Source organism: Xanthomonas albilineans (assembly GCF_002939705.1).
GTDB lineage: Bacteria > Pseudomonadota > Gammaproteobacteria > Xanthomonadales > Xanthomonadaceae > Xanthomonas_A > Xanthomonas_A albilineans.
On record NZ_MDCB01000005.1, the window covers coordinates 226,306 to 242,355 of the forward strand.

The window sequence follows — 16,050 nt, forward strand, 5'->3', positions numbered from 1 at the left end:
TCTGTGATCATGTCCAGCTCTCCAAGTTCCGCCTCCCGCCCAGGGGGGCACGATCCACATGGCAAACCGGGCCTCGGCCTGATGCTGACGGCGATCGGCGTGGTGTTCGGCGATATCGGCACCAGCCCGCTGTACACGCTGAAGGAGGCGTTCTCGCCGCACTATGGGCTCAGCCCCGATCACAACACGGTGCTGGGCATTCTCTCGCTGGTGTTCTGGGCGTTGATGCTGGTGGTCACGCTCAAGTACGTCACGGTGATCATGCGCGCCGACAACGATGGCGAGGGCGGCATCATGGCGTTGACCGCGCTGGCGCAGCGTACCTTGCCGGCCGGTTCGCGCTCGATGTACGTCGTGGGTATTCTCGGGATCTTCGGTGCGTCGCTGTTCTTCGGCGATGGTGTGATCACCCCGGCGATTTCGGTCCTGTCGGCGGTGGAGGGCCTGCAAGTGGCTGCGCCGCGGCTGCAGCCGTTCGTCGTGCCGATCACCTTGCTGGTGCTGGTGGTGCTGTTTCTGGGGCAGCGCTTCGGTACCGAGCGTGTCGGCAAGGCGTTCGGGCCGATTACCCTGATCTGGTTCGTGGCGTTGGGCGCAATCGGCGTCTACAACCTGGTGCAGGCGCCGGAAGTGCTGTACGCGCTCAATCCGTGGTGGGGCATGCGTTTCTTCGCCGAACATAATTGGCATGCGGTGTTCGTACTCGGTGCGGTGGTGCTCGCGGTCACCGGTGGCGAAGCGCTATACGCGGACATGGGACATTTTGGCGCCAAAGCGATCCGACGCTCGTGGCAATTCGTGGTGTTGCCGATGCTCACCCTGACCTATCTGGGGCAGGGAGCATTGATGTTGCGCCACCCCGCCGCCGTGAATAATCCGTTTTACGAGGCCGTGCCGGCGTGGGCGTTGTATCCGATGATCGTGCTGGCCACCGCGGCGACGGTGATCGCCTCGCAGGCATTGATCACCGGCGCCTATTCGGTCGCCAGTCAGGCCATGCAGTTGGGCTATATCCCGCGCATGCACATTCGCCACACCTCCGATTCCACCATCGGCCAGATCTACGTGCCAGCGGTCAACTGGTGCCTACTGGCGTTGGTGGTGGTGGCGGTCATCGGTTTCGGCGACTCGGCGTCGCTGGCCACCGCTTACGGCGTCTCCGTGATCGGTACCATGTTGATCACGACGGTGCTGATGATCATCTATGCGCGCGCCAATCCGCGTGTGCCTGCGCCCTTGCTGTGGTTGTTCGCGCTGGTGTTCCTGACGGTGGACGGCGCGTTTTTCTACGCCAACATCATCAAGTTCATGGACGGTGCCTGGTTCCCGCTGTTGCTCGGCCTGATCCTGTTCACCCTGATGCGCACTTGGCGCCGCGGCCGCAAGCTGTTGCACGACGAAATCCGCAAGGACGGTATCAAGCTCGATACCTTCCTGCCCGGGTTGATGCTGGCCCCACCGGTGCGCGTGCCCGGAACCGCCGTGTTCCTCACCGCCGACCCGATGGTGGTGCCGCATGCGCTGATGCACAACCTCAAGCACAACAAGGTGCTGCACGAGCGCAATGTCTTCCTGACCGTGGAGACGCTGCCGGTACCATATGCGACCGCCAAGCAGCGGCTGAAGATGGATGCCATCGGCGACGAGTTCTACCGTGTCTATGTGCGCTTCGGTTTCATGGAGACTCCGGATGTGCCGCTGGCGCTGATGCGTTCCTGCGACCAGGGCGGGACGTACTTCGATCCAATGGATACCACCTACTTCGCCAGCCGCGAGACCATCGTCGCCAGCGCCAATCGCGGCATGCCGATCTGGCGCGATAAGCTGTTCGCGCTCATGCACCGCAATGCCGCCCCCGCCACGGGTTTCTTCCGCATCCCCGGCAACCGGCTGGTGGAGTTGGGTGCGCAGGTGGAGATCTGAGTGGCCTGGGCGTGGGATGCGCAAACGCGGCAGCGTACGCAGTCCTTGCCTACAATAGACGCATGCCGACCCGTGCCAGCGCCACTGTTCGTTCGTCGATGATCTGCCCGATGTGTGGAGCCTGTGCCCGCGCCCGTGCTCCACGTCCCGAGTGCGGCTGATGGAGCGCATCATCGCCAGCAGTGCCACCGGTGAGGACGAGGCGGTCGAAGCCAGCATCCGGCCCAAGCGGCTGGACGATTATCTTGGCCAGCAGCCGGTGCGCGAGCAATTGTCGATCTACATCGAAGCGGCCAAGGCGCGCGGCGAGGCGCTGGACCATGTGCTGATCTTCGGGCCGCCCGGGCTGGGCAAGACCACGCTCAGTCACGTCATCGCCAATGAACTGGGCGTCAACCTGCGGGTGACCTCCGGCCCGGTCATCGAAAAAGCCGGCGATCTGGCCGCGCTGCTGACCAATCTGCAGCCGCACGATGTGTTGTTCGTCGACGAGATCCACCGTCTGTCGCCGGTGGTCGAGGAGGTGCTGTATCCGGCGATGGAAGACTTCCAGATCGACATCATGATCGGCGAGGGGCCGGCCGCGCGCTCGATCAAGATCGATCTGCCGCCGTTCACGCTGATCGGCGCCACCACGCGCGCGGGCCTGCTGACCGCGCCGCTGCGCGATCGTTTCGGCATCGTGCAACGCCTGGCGTTCTACACGCCGGAAGAGCTGGCGCGGATCGTGCGCCGCTCCGCCGGCATCCTCGGGATCGCGTGCGACGCCGACGGCTGTGCCGAGATCGCGCGGCGCGCGCGTGGCACCCCGCGCATCGCCAATCGCCTGCTGCGGCGGGTCCGTGACTTCGCCCAGGTGCGCGCTGGTGGGCACATCGACCTGGCGGTTGCGCAGGCGGCCACGCAGATGCTCAAGGTGGATGCCGAAGGCTTCGACGAACTGGATCGGCGCCTACTGCGCACGATCATCGACTATTTCGACGGCGGCCCGGTCGGGGTCGAGTCGCTGGCTGCCTCGTTGTCTGAGGAGCGTGGCACCCTGGAGGACGTGATCGAGCCCTATCTGATCCAACAGGGCTATCTGATCCGCACTGCGCGCGGGCGGATGGCTACCAACAAGGCGTATCTGCATCTGGGCTTGCAGCCCAAGCGAGACCCTGGCCCCGAGGCCCGTGACGCGGGGGAGTTGTTCTGATGCGCACGAGGAGCGCGATGAACGCCGCCATCGGCGCTTCACACTCGCGAAGGAATCAGTCATGACCACCGAGTCCCGGGTCACTGGCCCCGAGCCCCAGCCTCTATTCAGTTGGCCGACACGCGTCTACTGGGAAGATACCGACGCCGGTGGCGTGGTCTACCACGCGCGCTACGTTGCCTTTCTGGAACGTGCGCGCACGGAGTGGCTGCGCGCGTTGGGATACGGTCAGGAGCGTTTGCGCCTGGAGCACGATCTGGTGTTCGCGGTGCACGCGATGCAGCTCGACTTCCTGCGCCCGGCACGCCTGGACGATTCCCTGCAAGTGGGCGTCGCGCTGTCGCAATGCAAGCGTGCCAGCCTGCTGTTCGCGCAGTCGATTCACCGCGACGGCGAATTGTTGTTGCGTGCGCAGGTGAAGGTGGCGGCGCTGGGCGCTGGCAGCTTCCGTCCTCGCGCCATCGACGATGTGTTGTACGCCGCATTGAACGCTATTCAAATCACTCAAGCCGAATCACTGAGGAACGACGGATGATTGCATTGCTTCTGGCCCTGCAGGACACAGTGGTGGAGACCCTGCCGCAGGACGTGACCCAGACCGCCGCGCAGGCCGTCGCCAGCACTGCCGCCCATGGCGGTATCAATTACTTGGACCTGATGGTCAAGGCTAGTTTGCCGGTCAAGGTGATCGTGCTGCTGCTGCTGCTCGGCTCGCTGATCAGTTGGGTCATCATCTTCCGCAAGGGGCGGGTGTTCAAACAGGCCAATCGCGAGGCTGACGCGTTCGAGAACCGCTTCTGGTCCGGTGCCGACTTGAGCAAGCTCTACGCTGGGGCGACCGATCGCAATCGCGTGGTCGGTGGCCTGGAGGCGATCTTCGAGGCGGGGTTTCGCGAATTTGCCCGCCTGCGCGACAAGCGTCATCTCGATGCCCGGATACAGCTGGAAGGTGCGCAGCGGGCGATGCGCGCCACCTATGCGCGCGAAGTGGATCGTTTGGAGCGCAATCTTGAATTGCTCGCCAATATCGCTTCCAACGCTCCCTACGTGGGCCTGGTCGGCACCGTGTTCGGCATCATGGTGACCATGCACGACATGATCAACAGCGGCCAACAGGCGGGTATCGCTGCCGTGGCGCCGGGTATTTCCGAGGCGTTGTTCGCGACCGCAATCGGTTTGTTCGTGGCGATCCCGGCGGCGTGGGCGTACAACCGCTTCAGCACTCGGGTCGAGCGTCTGGCCGTACGCTTCGAGACCTTCTCGGAGGAATTCAGCTCCATCCTGCAGCGCCAGGCCAGCGGCGACTGAGCGTCGCCCGCCTGTCCACGACTCCCAGGATTTCCGCATGACTGCCGCCATTTCCCGCCGCAAGCGCCGCAAACTCAAATCCGAGATCAACGTCGTGCCTTACATCGACGTGATGCTGGTGTTGCTGATCATCTTCATGGTCACCGCGCCCTTGCTCAGTCTGAGCGTGGACGTAGATCTGCCCGATTCCACCGCGCGCTCGGTGGAAAGCAAGAAGGACCCGGTGATCGTCACCGTGGATGCCGATGGTCAGTACACCTTGACCCTGCAGGACGGTAAACCGGAGAAGATCGCCAAGCCGGAGCTAGAGGCGAAAGTTCGTGCATTCGTCGGCCAGAACAAGAACGTGCCGGTGTTCGTCGCCGCGCCCGGCAGTTCCAACTACCAGTTGGTCATGGACACCATGGTTCTGCTGCAACAGGCGGGCGTTCCCAAGGTCGGTCTGATGAGTCAGCCGGGACACAATGCACGCTGACGTCGATTCCCGACCGCCGCGTCTCCAAGACGACGGCGATGGCCTGATCTTCGGCATCGCCTTGGCCTTGGCGGTGCACGTGCTGATCGCGCTGCTGCTCTACCTTGCCTGGTGGTGGTCGCCGGTGCGTCAGGTGGAGCCGGCGGCCGGCTCGCCGATGGTCGAGGCCGCGCTGGTGGTCTCGGCGTCGGACGTGCGCTCGGCGCAAAAAGCAGTGCAGGATGCGCCCAAACCGTTGCCGGAACCGCTACCGGAGCCAGTCAAGCAGGTGGCCGAGGAGGACACGGTGCCGCCGCCACAGCCGATTCCAGTGCCGAAACCGCAGCAGGCGCCGACGCCGCAGCAGCAGAAGGCGCAGGATTTCATCCCGGTTCCGGACAAGGTGGACCAGGAGCGCGCCACCCGCGCCGCGATCTCCCAGGAAAAAGAGAAGCAGGAGCAGGAGGCCAAACGCCGTCAGGAACAGATCGATCTGACCGAGCAGAAACGGCAGCAGGAGGCCGAGCAGAAGCAGCGTCTGGCGGCGCAGCAGGAAGAGCAGCGCCAGCAGAAGATCGCCGAGATCCGCAAACAGCGCGAGAAGCTCGACCGCGAAGCGCAGCTGACCCAGCAGAAGCTGCGTCAGATCGCCGACCTGAGCGCCAAGCAAGCCGCGGCAGCGGCCACGAACACCCCGCAAGAGGCGCCGGGTCAGAACGGCAACAACACCGACCTGCAGGCCAAGTACGCCGCCGCGATTCAACAGGCGGTGCTGAGCCAATGGGTGCGGCCGGATTCGGTGCCGCTGGGGCAGAAGTGCAAGATCGCGATCCGGCAGATCGTGGGCGGACAAGTGATCGAGGCCAAGGTCAGCCCCGACTGTCCCTACGACGAGGCCGGACGACGCTCGATCGAGGCGGCGGTGCTGCGCGCTCAGCCACTGCCATATCACGGGTTCGAATCGGTGTTCACGCGCGATCTGACCTTCAACTTTACTGCGCAGGATCGCTGAGTGGGCCGCTGTGCTTACGCGCGCGTAGGCGGTTGATGGCGTTCAGCGTAGCGCCTGATTGGCGATACTGCGCCATCTGATGTCATCGGCTTCACGCACCGATGGTTCATGATTGCGAATACATTCACCCGCGCATTGCTATTTCTTGCGCCTTTCTGATCCCCGCTGAGCGACCCATGAAGAAATTGCCGCGCTGGTTTGCCGTCCTGATCGCCCTGTTGCTGCCCCTGACTGCGTCCGCCCAGGACAAGGGGTTGGAAATCGATATTGTGGGCGGGAATGCATCGGCGACTCCGATTGCTGTCGTGCCGATGCCGTACCAAGGCTCGGCCGCCGCACCTTCCACCGACGTGGCGGCGGTGGTGCGCGCCGACCTTGACCGCTCCGGTCAATTCCGCGACCTGCCCGAGTCGCAGATGGTCGAGCGTCCGACCCGCGGTGGCGATGTGCAGTACGCCACCTGGCGCGCACTCAAACAGGACTACCTGGTGGTCGGTCGCGTGCTGGACGCGGGCGAGGGTGCCTACCGAGTCGAATACGAACTGTTCGACGTGGCCAAGGGCGAGCGCATTCTCGGTCTGGCGATGACCGCCCGTGCCAATGCAATGCGCGATGTCGCGCATCAGATGGCCGATGCGATCTACGAAAAAATCACCGGCGTGCGCGGCGCGTTCTGGACACGCATTGCCTATGTCACTGCCAGCGGCAAAGATGGGGCCATGCGCTATGCGCTGATGGTGGCCGATTCGGACGGCTACAACCCGCAGACCATCGTGCGCTCGGCCGAACCGCTGCTGTCGCCGAGCTGGAGCCCGGACGGCAAGAAACTAGCCTACGTCAGTTTCGAACATGGCAATTCCTCGATTTATATCCAGGACATCGCCACCGGCGCCCGTCAGTTGGTGTCCAGCTTCCGTGGCATCAATGGTGCGCCGTCGTTCTCCCCGGACGGCAGAAAGTTGGCCCTGACGCTGTCGCGCAGTGGCAACCCGGAGATCTACGTGATGGATCTGGGTAGCAAGCAATTGACCCAGCTGACCAATAACTTTGGCATCGATACCGAGCCGACCTGGGCGCCGGATGGCAATAGTATCTATTTCACCTCCGACCGTGGCGGCCGTCCGCAGATTTACCAAGTGCCGGCGACGGGCGGTAGTGCAACGCGAATCACATTCCAGGGCAATTACAACGCGACTGCCAGCGTGTCTTACGATGGCAAAAAGATCGCCGTGGCCCAGGGCAGCGGCAATAGTTACAAGATCGCGATGATGGACCGTAGCCTGGGAGCGCCGCGTTGGAGTACCTTGTCCACCGGCTCGCTGGACGAGTCGCCGAGCTTTGCTCCCAACGCCAGCATGGTGCTGTATGCGGCACGCGAAGGCGGGCGTGGAGTGCTGTACGCGGTCTCGGCTGATGCCCGCGTCCGCCAGCGTCTGGTCCTGGCCGATGGTGATGTACGTGAACCGTCCTGGTCGCCGTATCGCACCGCGCGTTGACATGTAAGTTTGATGTTAATATCCGCTGTTGAACCCCCTATCGGCCCAGGAGCCATAAAGGTATCGCCATGAACAAGACTACCCGCGTTCTGCTTGTTTCTCTGTTATCCGTCGCAGCACTGGCCGGCTGCTCGAAGAAGGTCAAGGAGCACCCGCAGACCGACACCACCGGGACCACCGGGAGCACCACCCCGTCGGGTTCGTCGACCTCCGGCTTGTACGGCCCGGGCGATCTGAATACCGATGCCTGCCTGCGCCAGCGTGTGGTCTACTTCGATCTGGACAAGGACACCGTGAAGCCGGAGTTCCAGGCGATCATGGCCTGCCATGCCAAGTACCTGCGTGACCGTCCGTCCTCGCGCATCACCTTGCAGGGCAATACCGACGAGCGCGGTTCGCGCGAGTACAACATGGGTCTGGGCGAGCGTCGCGGCAACTCCGTGTTTTCCGCGCTGCAGGCCAATGGTGGTTCCGCTGCCCAGCTGACCGTTATCAGCTTCGGCGAAGAGCATCCGGTTTGCACCGAATCGAACGAGTCCTGCTGGTCGCAGAACCGTCGCGTCGAGATCGTCTACACGGCGCAGTAAGGCATGCGTATCGGTGTTCTGACATCGATGATCGTCGCGGTGACCCTTGTGGTCGCCGCGCCGGTTCATGCGCAACGTGCAAGCTTGGCCGATCGCGTTTCCGCGCTCGAGCAGCAGGCGATGAATTCCCAGGGCAACATCGACATGCTGAACCAGCTCAACCAGCTGCGGACGCAGATGCAGTCGATGCAGGCCACGATCGAACAATTGCAACACGACAACGACCAACTCAAGCAGCAGACCAAGGACCAGTACTTGGACTTGGATGGCCGCTTGAACCAGATCGAGAAGGGAGCTGGTGCCGCCAGTCCGTCGCTCCCTCCGGCCAATGCGGCGGCGCCTTCTGTCGCGCCGACGACCAAGCCGGCGGCCAAGCCGACGGCCATCTCCGAACCGCCGCCGTCGCTGCATGGCGATGCCGGCATGCTGGCCGCCACTGGCGACGAGCGCACCAGCTACAACCTTGCCTTCGACGCGCTGAAGGCCAGTAAATATGCGGATTCGGCGAACCTGTTTCAGAGTTTTCTGCAGAAGTATCCGAACGGCGTCTATGCGCCCAACGCCCTGTATTGGCTGGGCGAGAGCTATTACGCCACCAAGAATTTCGATCTGGCCGAGTCCCAGTTTCGCGACCTGATCGGCCGCTATCCGACGCACGACAAGGCCGCTGGCGCGATGCTCAAGCTGGGCTTGTCGCAGTACGGCGAAGGTCGTGTCCAGGAGGCCGAGCAGACCCTGCAACAGGTGATCGGCAAGTATCCCGGCTCCGATGCCGCGCGTACCGCGCAGGATCGTCTGCAGTCGATTCGCATCGGTCAGCAGTTGCGCTGACCATCTCCGACGCTGCCGCCACTGTCGCGGAGCACCTTTGATGATGCCATGGCCGCCGTTCCCAGCGAGATCGTCCAAAGCCCGCTCCCGCGACTGAAGCTGACGGAAATCTTCCTGTCGCTTCAGGGCGAGGCCGACAGCGCCGGTTGGCCGACCGTGTTCGTGCGGCTGACTGGTTGCCCGTTACGCTGCAGCTACTGTGATACCGCTTATGCCTTTCATGGCGGGCAGTGGTGGGACATCGATGCGATCCTGGCCGAAGTCGTGCGCCATGGCGTGCGCCATGTCTGCGTCACTGGCGGTGAGCCATTGGCGCAGAAGCGGTGTTTGCAGCTCTTGCAGAGTCTGTGCGATACCGGCTACGACGTGTCGCTGGAGACGTCCGGCGCGCTGGACATCGCCGAGGTCGATCCGCGCGTCTCGCGCGTGCTCGACATCAAGACCCCGGCTTCGCAGGAAGCGCACCGCAACCGTTGGGAGAATCTGCCGTTGTTGACCGCGCGCGACCAGATCAAGTTCGTGCTATGTGGCCGTGCCGACTACGAATGGGCACGTGCCCTGGTTGCCGAGCATCAACTGCAGGCGCGTTGCATGGTGTGGTTCTCGCCTAGCAAAAGCGACCTGGACGCACGCGAACTGGCCGACTGGATCGTCGCTGATCGCCTGCCGGTCCGCTTCCAGATGCAGTTGCACAAGTTGCTGTGGAACGACGAGCCAGGGCGGTGAGTTCACTTGGGCGGCTTTTTATTCGTGGCCCGGCGTTTGCCTGCGTTGCATCTGTATCCGTTCGCGTGTTCAGGCTTTTCTTCTTTTTCCACAGATCCGCGTGCCCATGAAAAACGCTGTTGTCCTTCTCTCCGGTGGCATGGATTCGGCCGTCGTTGTCGCTATCGCTCGCGCGCAAGGCTATGCCGTACATGCGTTGAGCGTACGCTACGGTCAACGCCACACCTCGGAACTGGACGCGGCCGCACGTGTGGCTAGCGCCCTGAATGTGGTGGCGCACAAGACCGTCAACGTCGATCTGCGCAGCATTGGTGGCTCTGCCCTGACCGACGACATCGAGGTGCCGGATGCTGGCGGCTCGGGCATCCCGGTGACCTATGTGCCGGCGCGCAACACCATCATGTTGTCGGTGGCATTGGGCTGGGCCGAGGTGTTGGGTGCGGCGGACATCTTCTGCGGCGTCAACGCGGTGGACTACTCCGGCTATCCCGACTGCCGCCCGGAGTTCATCGATGCCTTCCAGACCCTGGCCAACATCGCCACCAAGGCCGGCGTGGAAGGCGCCGGGCTGCGTGTGCATGCGCCGCTTCAACAGATGAGCAAGGCTGACATCGTGCGCGAAGGCGTGCGTCTGGGCGTTGACTTCGGCCTGACCGTCTCCTGCTACCGCGCCGACGCCGCCGGTCGCGCCTGCGGCCATTGTGATGCCTGTCGCTTGCGTGCCGCCGGCTTCGCTGATGCTGGCGTCCCCGATCCGACTCGCTACGTTTGATTTCGCGAAATGCCCCGCATTGAGGTAGACTGCGCACCCCGGCGCAATGCCGGGGCGTTGTTTTGGGCCGTTAGCTCAGTCGGTAGAGCAGAAGACTTTTAATCTTTTGGTCGATGGTTCGAATCCATCACGGCCCACCATTCACCAAGAACCCAACCGTTCTCCGTTGGGTTTTTTTATGCCCGGAACCCCAGTGTTGGCGGGGCTTCCCGCATTGGCCTCTTGAGCATGCACATGCCGCAGGTGCCGTTTTCGGCGCTCATTTACCCGTTTTTCTCTCTCCGTTCTCTGCTGACCTCTTGAACATACAAGAGGCAGAGTCGTGTGTTGATGCGGGTTTACGCGCCATCGGTTTGCTTCTTCTCATACTCTAGCAGAGGCGACTGAGAATGCGATACGAGTGGTACAAAAATCGTCCTTTTTTGAAGTGTGAAATTTTCATAAATTCCGCCACACTCCGTCAGATCGGACCTAACGTATCGGCCCTGAGTGCATCGCGCATATCGAGGTNAGTGGCTGAGCTGCATGGCTGTAGGGTGGTGTCTCTCAGGGGCGACTTGTTGTTGAAACCTTGCCGTTGGTCAAGATTGTCTGCTTCATTTGTCAACAGGTGACTTGTTGCAGCACGTACCTTGAGTAAGCCTGAAATGCAGGCGAAATCTCCCCATTCAGGGGAAAGGCAAACTCATGGAAATCAAGACAAGCACCATGTTGAACATCGTGTTGGCTGGTGGGCTGCTCGCTGGCGCCAACGTCGCGCATGCCTGCTGCCCGGATAGTGGTCACCATACTCCTTCGGTGGCCACGGGCCTTGGGGAAAGCGCTCCGAAGGCCCCTGATCTATCACTAGATCCGTCGTGGCACATCTACGAGTTTAAGCGCGATGGAGTGAGTTATTTGCAGATCAGTGATCTGACAGGGACAGTGCGCGCCGCAGTGGGCAATATCAGCGGCATGTTGTGGGTGCTACCCATGGGTGTGGACGTGTCTCGCGTGTCGTTGCCAGCGAAGGGGAGCGCCCCAAGGGGCATGGTGGTGTACCAGACGTCGACGTTCATCGTGCGCGCCATACCTGGTAGACAGGTTAATAAGTGGGAGATCACAGCCGCAGATTGATCCTTTTATCTAATGCTTCGGACACAAGGAAGCTAATGCTGTAGGCATGGCGGCGCCGGCAGGTGCCGCCATGTGTTTCGAGCCTAGCGGCCAGTTCCCAATCCGTATCGTGTACAACGTGCTTTGCGGGATTCTGCAGCGATGCGTAGGCGATGACGCACACCGCGATCCCTTGGTGGTGTCTCGTGCGCCAGACCCTTGCCTTGATGAGATGCCTACTCGCTAGTGGTAGCGAATCGATCACATTGAGTACGCTTCGATAGGTGGTCAATTGTAATCCTACCGATAAGCGCTTGGAATCACCCTTCAGGTTGAGCCGGAACTCCGTATTGCACAGGTTGCTAAACGTCACCGAGCTTAATGTGTCATACAGTCCATGGGTTTCGATGCCAAGCGGGTACAAGGCGTTCACATACCCGTCGAGAAGCCGGGCCTGGATTATGCCGGTTCGTGTCATTTCCATCGCTGCTGCATGCTGGCCCTTAGAGCGAAGGTGCGCCACGATTTCCTTGCGCAGTTTGTTGATATGCACAGTGATGTCGCTGTACTCGACGACGCGTCGTCTGAGTGTGCGTTCGGCTTGCAGGTAGCTGGCTTGTGCGAACTGGAGTGCTTGCTCACGAGAATGACGGAGGCGACGTGCTCTTTCAAAGGCCGATGACAAGCGGGAGCCAAAGATCCACATTCCAGTGGTGATAGCTGCAAGTGCTAACTGTACAAAAAACGCGTCGGCGTTGTAAGAGGCAAGGGTTTTTTCGTCAGGCAGCATGATGCCGATGGCAACGTTGGCCAGCACAATGCCGATTGCCGCTCCACGCCAGCCATGTAGTAGTGTCAGTATGATCGCGGGAATGACCATCATCGACATTAGCAATTCATGCAAGAAGCGGTCTTTTGTGATGACTGTTGTTATGAACAAGGCTAACACCGCTCCAGAACCTAAGGTGCCATCCCTCAATAGCTTGGAATTAGCTACACCATCCTCCTTGCGTCGGAGCCATAGCAGTGCAGGCATGATGAACATAAGCATGCCCAGGTAATCGCCTAGCCAGTAACGTGTCAGTGCCTGTATGGGTGTAAGGGCTGTATAGAAATTGAAGATGGTATTCAGAGCTATGCTGCATAGGGTGCTCCAAAGTGCCAAGGCCAAGGTCAGCGGTAGTAGCAGGCACTCGTGGTCCTGTAATCGCCCAATATGGTGCCGTGCGGCATGAGCGATCAGTGCCACACATGGCATCATCAGAAAGGAAATCGCATATGCCCCAAATAGACTAGTGTCGTGTCCATGCACTACGGTCACGTTGATCAGGATCAACGCTGCTGCATCGCCAAGTAGTAGATAAGGCCATAGCCGGTAAGGCAGGAAGAGTAGGGTTGCTACGCGCAGTCCTGCGGGTAAGTACCATTGGTCGACTGAAAGTTGCCAGGCGAGCAGAAAGGAAGCGCAGTAAGTCGCACTTAGTAAGAATCCTTTGGCGATGTTTTTTGTCATTCCCCTTTCTTCCTGTCCATGGCCTTTATATCTGGAATGTATTATAAATTTTCCATGTGCGGGTAGACATTTGCATGCTATTATCGGGCGCTGAATAGGTTCAAGAATGTTTGTGTTTACAGGGTGTTGTGTGGTGTGTCTTTATCAATCTCATTTAAGCGATTAGTGTGCGCTGCGCCACTTTTTCAGCGTCATCAATAGCAAAGATAAGATTGCTGCAGATTTGATTGATGATAATTTTATTCATCAACAAAAAGATCAGCATAAATCCCATGAGGAATATTAAAAATATTCCAGTCTCAGGTGACCACTTCACGGCCGAAATTGAGAATGGAAATCCCGTCATGCAGATGGCCCATATCCACATCAACAGCGTTATGCCGGCCACGCGCACAAGGATTTTGCGCAAGTGCTTAGATTGCACCGTGCGCTTACCACCAGATTGCAAGCGCCTCCAAGTCGCTGCTGCATGTGCCAGCAGCCGTGTCAGCATCACCCCCATTCCAACATTCAGTAGGACGACCATGCTGGCCAGTATCTGGGTCAGCAAAAGTGCCAGGCCACCTGATGCGCGGTAGGCCATAATGGTCAAGCACGTGATGACCGAGAGGGTCAGGATGGTGATGGTCATCAAGTCCGTGATCTGTTGCACGGCCTTCTGCCAGTGTAAGGGAGGTGATGGCACTTGCTCCACGGCCTGTTTGCTGTAGTCCATTGCACAGTTCCTTGTTGCTAGGCTAGATTTAAGAAAGTGGAGTGTGGTGCTTGCGTATTGCTATTAGAATCTTTGGAATATTTGTTTTGTGCAATTGCTGTAGCCAATCGTGCATTGGCTACCTGGATTTTTTTTCTGACAGTCTTCTTTCGCTCTATCGCTTGTCTCTTCAAGTGAAGGGCCAGATGTAATACTTCTTGTGATAGCGCCTTTTTTATTTGGCTCGGCGACTGCTGCACATTGATTTTCATATGATTGAATAATGTGGCATTTTTTTTCTATGCCTCTTTGGCAATTTTCCAAAGCTTCATTTTCAGCGCTTATTTTATTTAATTTTCCTGTCGATACACCAAAATCATCTCCATCATCCCCAGCAATCGCGCCCCATGTTTTTAGCCATTTTCCAGTGGGGCGTGGCTGCTGTGGTTCCGGGCTGTCTTGTGGAATAGGCACACACGACGACATGCTTCCATTAGATTGGGCAGGAAGTTGTCCTGGTGGACAACCACCTTCCGCGCTGGCGTTAAACGAAAATATAAAAATAGAAAAAGCCATAAATGATACGTATTTCATTTGCACGCCTCTTTACTGATGGTGGTCTATCATAGGCTCACATTGTCAAAATTAAAGATCGTTTCGATTTCGTCCTGCTTGTCCGCGCGAGCCTGGTGGTGGAGTGGATTGCGTAGACTCTGGCCCTTTGAATCTTCCTGCTGTTTCTGAATTTACTGTTGAGGAATTCGCTAAATTTCTATGATTATTTTCACTCGCCTGCGGTGGCGTATAAGACCCAGGTGGTTGCCCCTGCGGTCCGGGGACCGAGGCGGGATTGAAGACGGAGAAGTGCATGAAGTTGGCCATGCTGCCTTGCCACAATATTGCCCCGATTGGGGGTAGGACGACGATCAGGGTGGTGGCAATCAATCCTGCCCAGCCCTGCTGCAATGCCTGCGAGGACAAGCCTTCCGCATTGCCTAGCGAGATGATCTTTGCCCCCCAGTAGGCAGCCGCGATCCTGGCCGTCATCTTCAATGCGATTGCTGTGACCACCGACAGTACCGACATCGAAAACAACGTGCCGATCACATAGAACAGCCAGCGTTTGAACAGGTCCTTGGTCTGGTCGAAGATCAGGAACAGGATGAAGATTGGCCCCACCCCGATCAGGAAGGCCATGGTGAACTTGAACATCAGCAGCATCACCCCAGCCATGATCGGCGGGCCAGCGGTGCCGAAGCCGGCCAGCAGCAGCGCGTTTTCTTTCTTTTTGATGGTTTCCGGGTCGTTGGGGTCCACCTGGATCGCGTCCAAGGTGCTCAGCGCTAATTGGGTGTAGGTGAGGTTCTCGTCGATGGCGTCGGCGGCGGTGCTGTCCTTCTGGCCGGTGAACAACCAATGAATTTCTTTGTCCAGGCCGTCGGTCATGGTTTTATGCAGCAGCGTGCCGTTGGCGCCGATGCCGGCGGCAATGCCCAGGATCACCGTCACCTTGCCGGCCTTGATCATGGTGGCCATGGCCGATTCGCGTAATTGTCCGCTGGCGATCCGATAGCCCAGCAAAAGCACCCAGAAGGTGGTGGCGGTCAACGCGATGACGCTTACCCACTGCATCGCGCGGGCCATCACGTCCATGCCGAAGGTGTCGATCTGGTTACTGAGGTAGTTGTTGATCAGCCGGAAGAAGACGTAATCCCCCAGGCTGGTATCCGCCAGGGGGTGTAACCAATTCATCGATCCATCGAACATGCTCATGGCCTTGCGCCTTTATTGAGAGTGGTAAACGAAATCTAGTGAATGGGGAGATCAGTTGGACAGGGGCGATACCAGTAAGACGTTGGCACGACCCGAACCAGATGCAGCGCGCGTGGCAGATACCTGGCGCAATGGATGCGCCAGGCACGTAGATTGCCCACGCATACATGCGTCCACGGCCGACGGGGGGTGGGGGCGTCCTGAAGCTGATTCGGGGGTGGGGTGCCTGCTCAAGCCATAGTCCTTATGGGCAGATGATGCCGACGTGCAAGCCGTTTGATTTATGGATACGGCATTGTGCCGGGGCTGTCAAACGCATGGTGCCGCGTGAAGATCGGGACGATTCGGCGGTCAATTCACTCCTGATATTCGATAAGCGCTCAGGACCATCACACGTACGACCCGGTTGAGATGTTCATGCGTCGATGTAGTGAGCGCAGGGTGCGGCCAAGGTTGATGCGCCTCAGTGCCTCAAGTCGTTAGCACTGATAAGCGCTCATACGTTGGGATAAGCAACCGATAAGTCGCGCACATATTGTCTCTAAATGTAGACAAATGGAGAGTTCCATCTGTGTTGCCGTCAGCTTCACGGATAGTCTTATGTAGACAAATGGGACCGGCGCAGGCTCGGTTGTTGTTTTATCTTGTCACTGAGCTGGAGCGCTTCATCC

At 59.5% G+C, this 16,050-nt stretch carries 16 protein-coding genes and 1 tRNA gene; 13 read left to right on the forward strand and 4 right to left on the reverse strand.

The annotated features are described in order from the left end of the window. Positions 1-9: 9 nt before the first annotated feature. The 13 genes from XalbCFBP2523_RS07010 (at position 10) to XalbCFBP2523_RS07070 (ending at position 11,420) form a co-directional block, all read left to right on the forward strand. Entirely contained in the window at positions 10-1,923 is a 1,914-nt protein-coding gene (locus XalbCFBP2523_RS07010) for a potassium transporter Kup (RefSeq protein ID WP_012916903.1), read from the forward strand. Positions 1,924-2,083: 160 nt separating this feature from the next. Next, on the forward strand, positions 2,084-3,118 hold the full coding sequence (gene ruvB / locus XalbCFBP2523_RS07015; protein ID WP_045756985.1) for a Holliday junction branch migration DNA helicase RuvB: 1,035 nt from the start codon (positions 2,084-2,086) through the stop codon (positions 3,116-3,118). Positions 3,119-3,179: 61 nt separating this feature from the next. Beyond that, complete coding sequence (gene ybgC, locus XalbCFBP2523_RS07020) at positions 3,180-3,653, forward strand: tol-pal system-associated acyl-CoA thioesterase (protein ID WP_012916901.1); 474 nt, start codon at positions 3,180-3,182, stop codon at positions 3,651-3,653. Then, on the forward strand, positions 3,650-4,426 hold the full coding sequence (gene tolQ / locus XalbCFBP2523_RS07025; protein WP_012916900.1) for a protein TolQ: 777 nt from the start codon (positions 3,650-3,652) through the stop codon (positions 4,424-4,426). The genes ybgC and tolQ overlap by 4 nt, the downstream gene beginning before the upstream one ends. A 37-nt stretch (positions 4,427-4,463) precedes the next feature. Further along, on the forward strand, positions 4,464-4,901 hold the full coding sequence (gene tolR, locus XalbCFBP2523_RS07030; protein ID WP_012916899.1) for a protein TolR: 438 nt from the start codon (positions 4,464-4,466) through the stop codon (positions 4,899-4,901). Further along, a complete protein-coding gene (gene tolA, locus XalbCFBP2523_RS07035) occupies positions 4,891-5,892 on the forward strand; it encodes a cell envelope integrity protein TolA (RefSeq protein ID WP_012916898.1) in 1,002 nt (333 codons plus the stop codon). The genes tolR and tolA overlap by 11 nt, the downstream gene beginning before the upstream one ends. 176 nt (positions 5,893-6,068) lie before the next feature. After that, the gene (gene tolB, locus XalbCFBP2523_RS07040; RefSeq protein ID WP_045766160.1) at positions 6,069-7,388 is read left to right on the forward strand and encodes a Tol-Pal system beta propeller repeat protein TolB; all 1,320 of its coding nucleotides are present in this window, start codon (positions 6,069-6,071) and stop codon (positions 7,386-7,388) included. Between the two features lie 68 nt (positions 7,389-7,456). After that, positions 7,457-7,975 carry a peptidoglycan-associated lipoprotein Pal gene (gene pal, locus XalbCFBP2523_RS07045; protein WP_045766159.1) on the forward strand — a complete coding sequence of 173 codons (519 nt, stop codon included), beginning with the start codon at positions 7,457-7,459 and terminating at the stop codon, positions 7,973-7,975. 3 nt (positions 7,976-7,978) lie between these two features. Beyond that, positions 7,979-8,806, forward strand: coding sequence for a tol-pal system protein YbgF (gene ybgF / locus XalbCFBP2523_RS07050; RefSeq protein ID WP_045766158.1), 828 nt, complete (start codon positions 7,979-7,981; stop codon positions 8,804-8,806). 48 nt (positions 8,807-8,854) lie between these two features. Then, complete coding sequence (gene queE / locus XalbCFBP2523_RS07055; protein ID WP_045764646.1) at positions 8,855-9,532, forward strand: 7-carboxy-7-deazaguanine synthase QueE; 678 nt, start codon at positions 8,855-8,857, stop codon at positions 9,530-9,532. Positions 9,533-9,638: 106 nt separating this feature from the next. Further along, positions 9,639-10,304 carry a 7-cyano-7-deazaguanine synthase QueC gene (gene queC, locus XalbCFBP2523_RS07060; protein WP_045764645.1) on the forward strand — a complete coding sequence of 222 codons (666 nt, stop codon included), beginning with the start codon at positions 9,639-9,641 and terminating at the stop codon, positions 10,302-10,304. Positions 10,305-10,368: 64 nt separating this feature from the next. Next, positions 10,369-10,444 (forward strand) — tRNA-Lys (locus tag XalbCFBP2523_RS07065). A 547-nt stretch (positions 10,445-10,991) separates the two neighbouring features. Continuing rightward, positions 10,992-11,420, forward strand: a complete 429-nt coding sequence (locus XalbCFBP2523_RS07070) for a hypothetical protein (protein WP_045758646.1) — start codon at positions 10,992-10,994, stop codon at positions 11,418-11,420. Here the strand turns inward: XalbCFBP2523_RS07070 and XalbCFBP2523_RS07075 are convergent. The 4 genes from XalbCFBP2523_RS07075 to XalbCFBP2523_RS07090 all read right to left on the reverse strand — a co-directional run bounded on the left by XalbCFBP2523_RS07075 (position 11,404) and on the right by XalbCFBP2523_RS07090 (position 15,379). Continuing rightward, positions 11,404-12,912: an MASE1 domain-containing protein gene (locus XalbCFBP2523_RS07075; protein ID WP_080928141.1), complete on the reverse strand. Its 1,509-nt coding sequence runs from the start codon at positions 12,910-12,912 to the stop codon at positions 11,404-11,406. The genes XalbCFBP2523_RS07070 and XalbCFBP2523_RS07075 overlap by 17 nt on opposite strands. Positions 12,913-13,066: 154 nt before the next feature. After that, on the reverse strand, positions 13,067-13,627 hold the full coding sequence (locus tag XalbCFBP2523_RS07080) for a hypothetical protein (protein ID WP_045766157.1): 561 nt from the start codon (positions 13,625-13,627) through the stop codon (positions 13,067-13,069). A 63-nt stretch (positions 13,628-13,690) separates the two neighbouring features. Further along, positions 13,691-14,200: a DUF4189 domain-containing protein gene (locus XalbCFBP2523_RS07085; protein WP_080928140.1), complete on the reverse strand. Its 510-nt coding sequence runs from the start codon at positions 14,198-14,200 to the stop codon at positions 13,691-13,693. Positions 14,201-14,251: 51 nt separating this feature from the next. After that, positions 14,252-15,379, reverse strand: a complete 1,128-nt coding sequence (locus tag XalbCFBP2523_RS07090) for a TrbL/VirB6 family protein (RefSeq protein WP_045766156.1) — start codon at positions 15,377-15,379, stop codon at positions 14,252-14,254. Between the last annotated feature and the right edge of the window lie 671 nt (positions 15,380-16,050).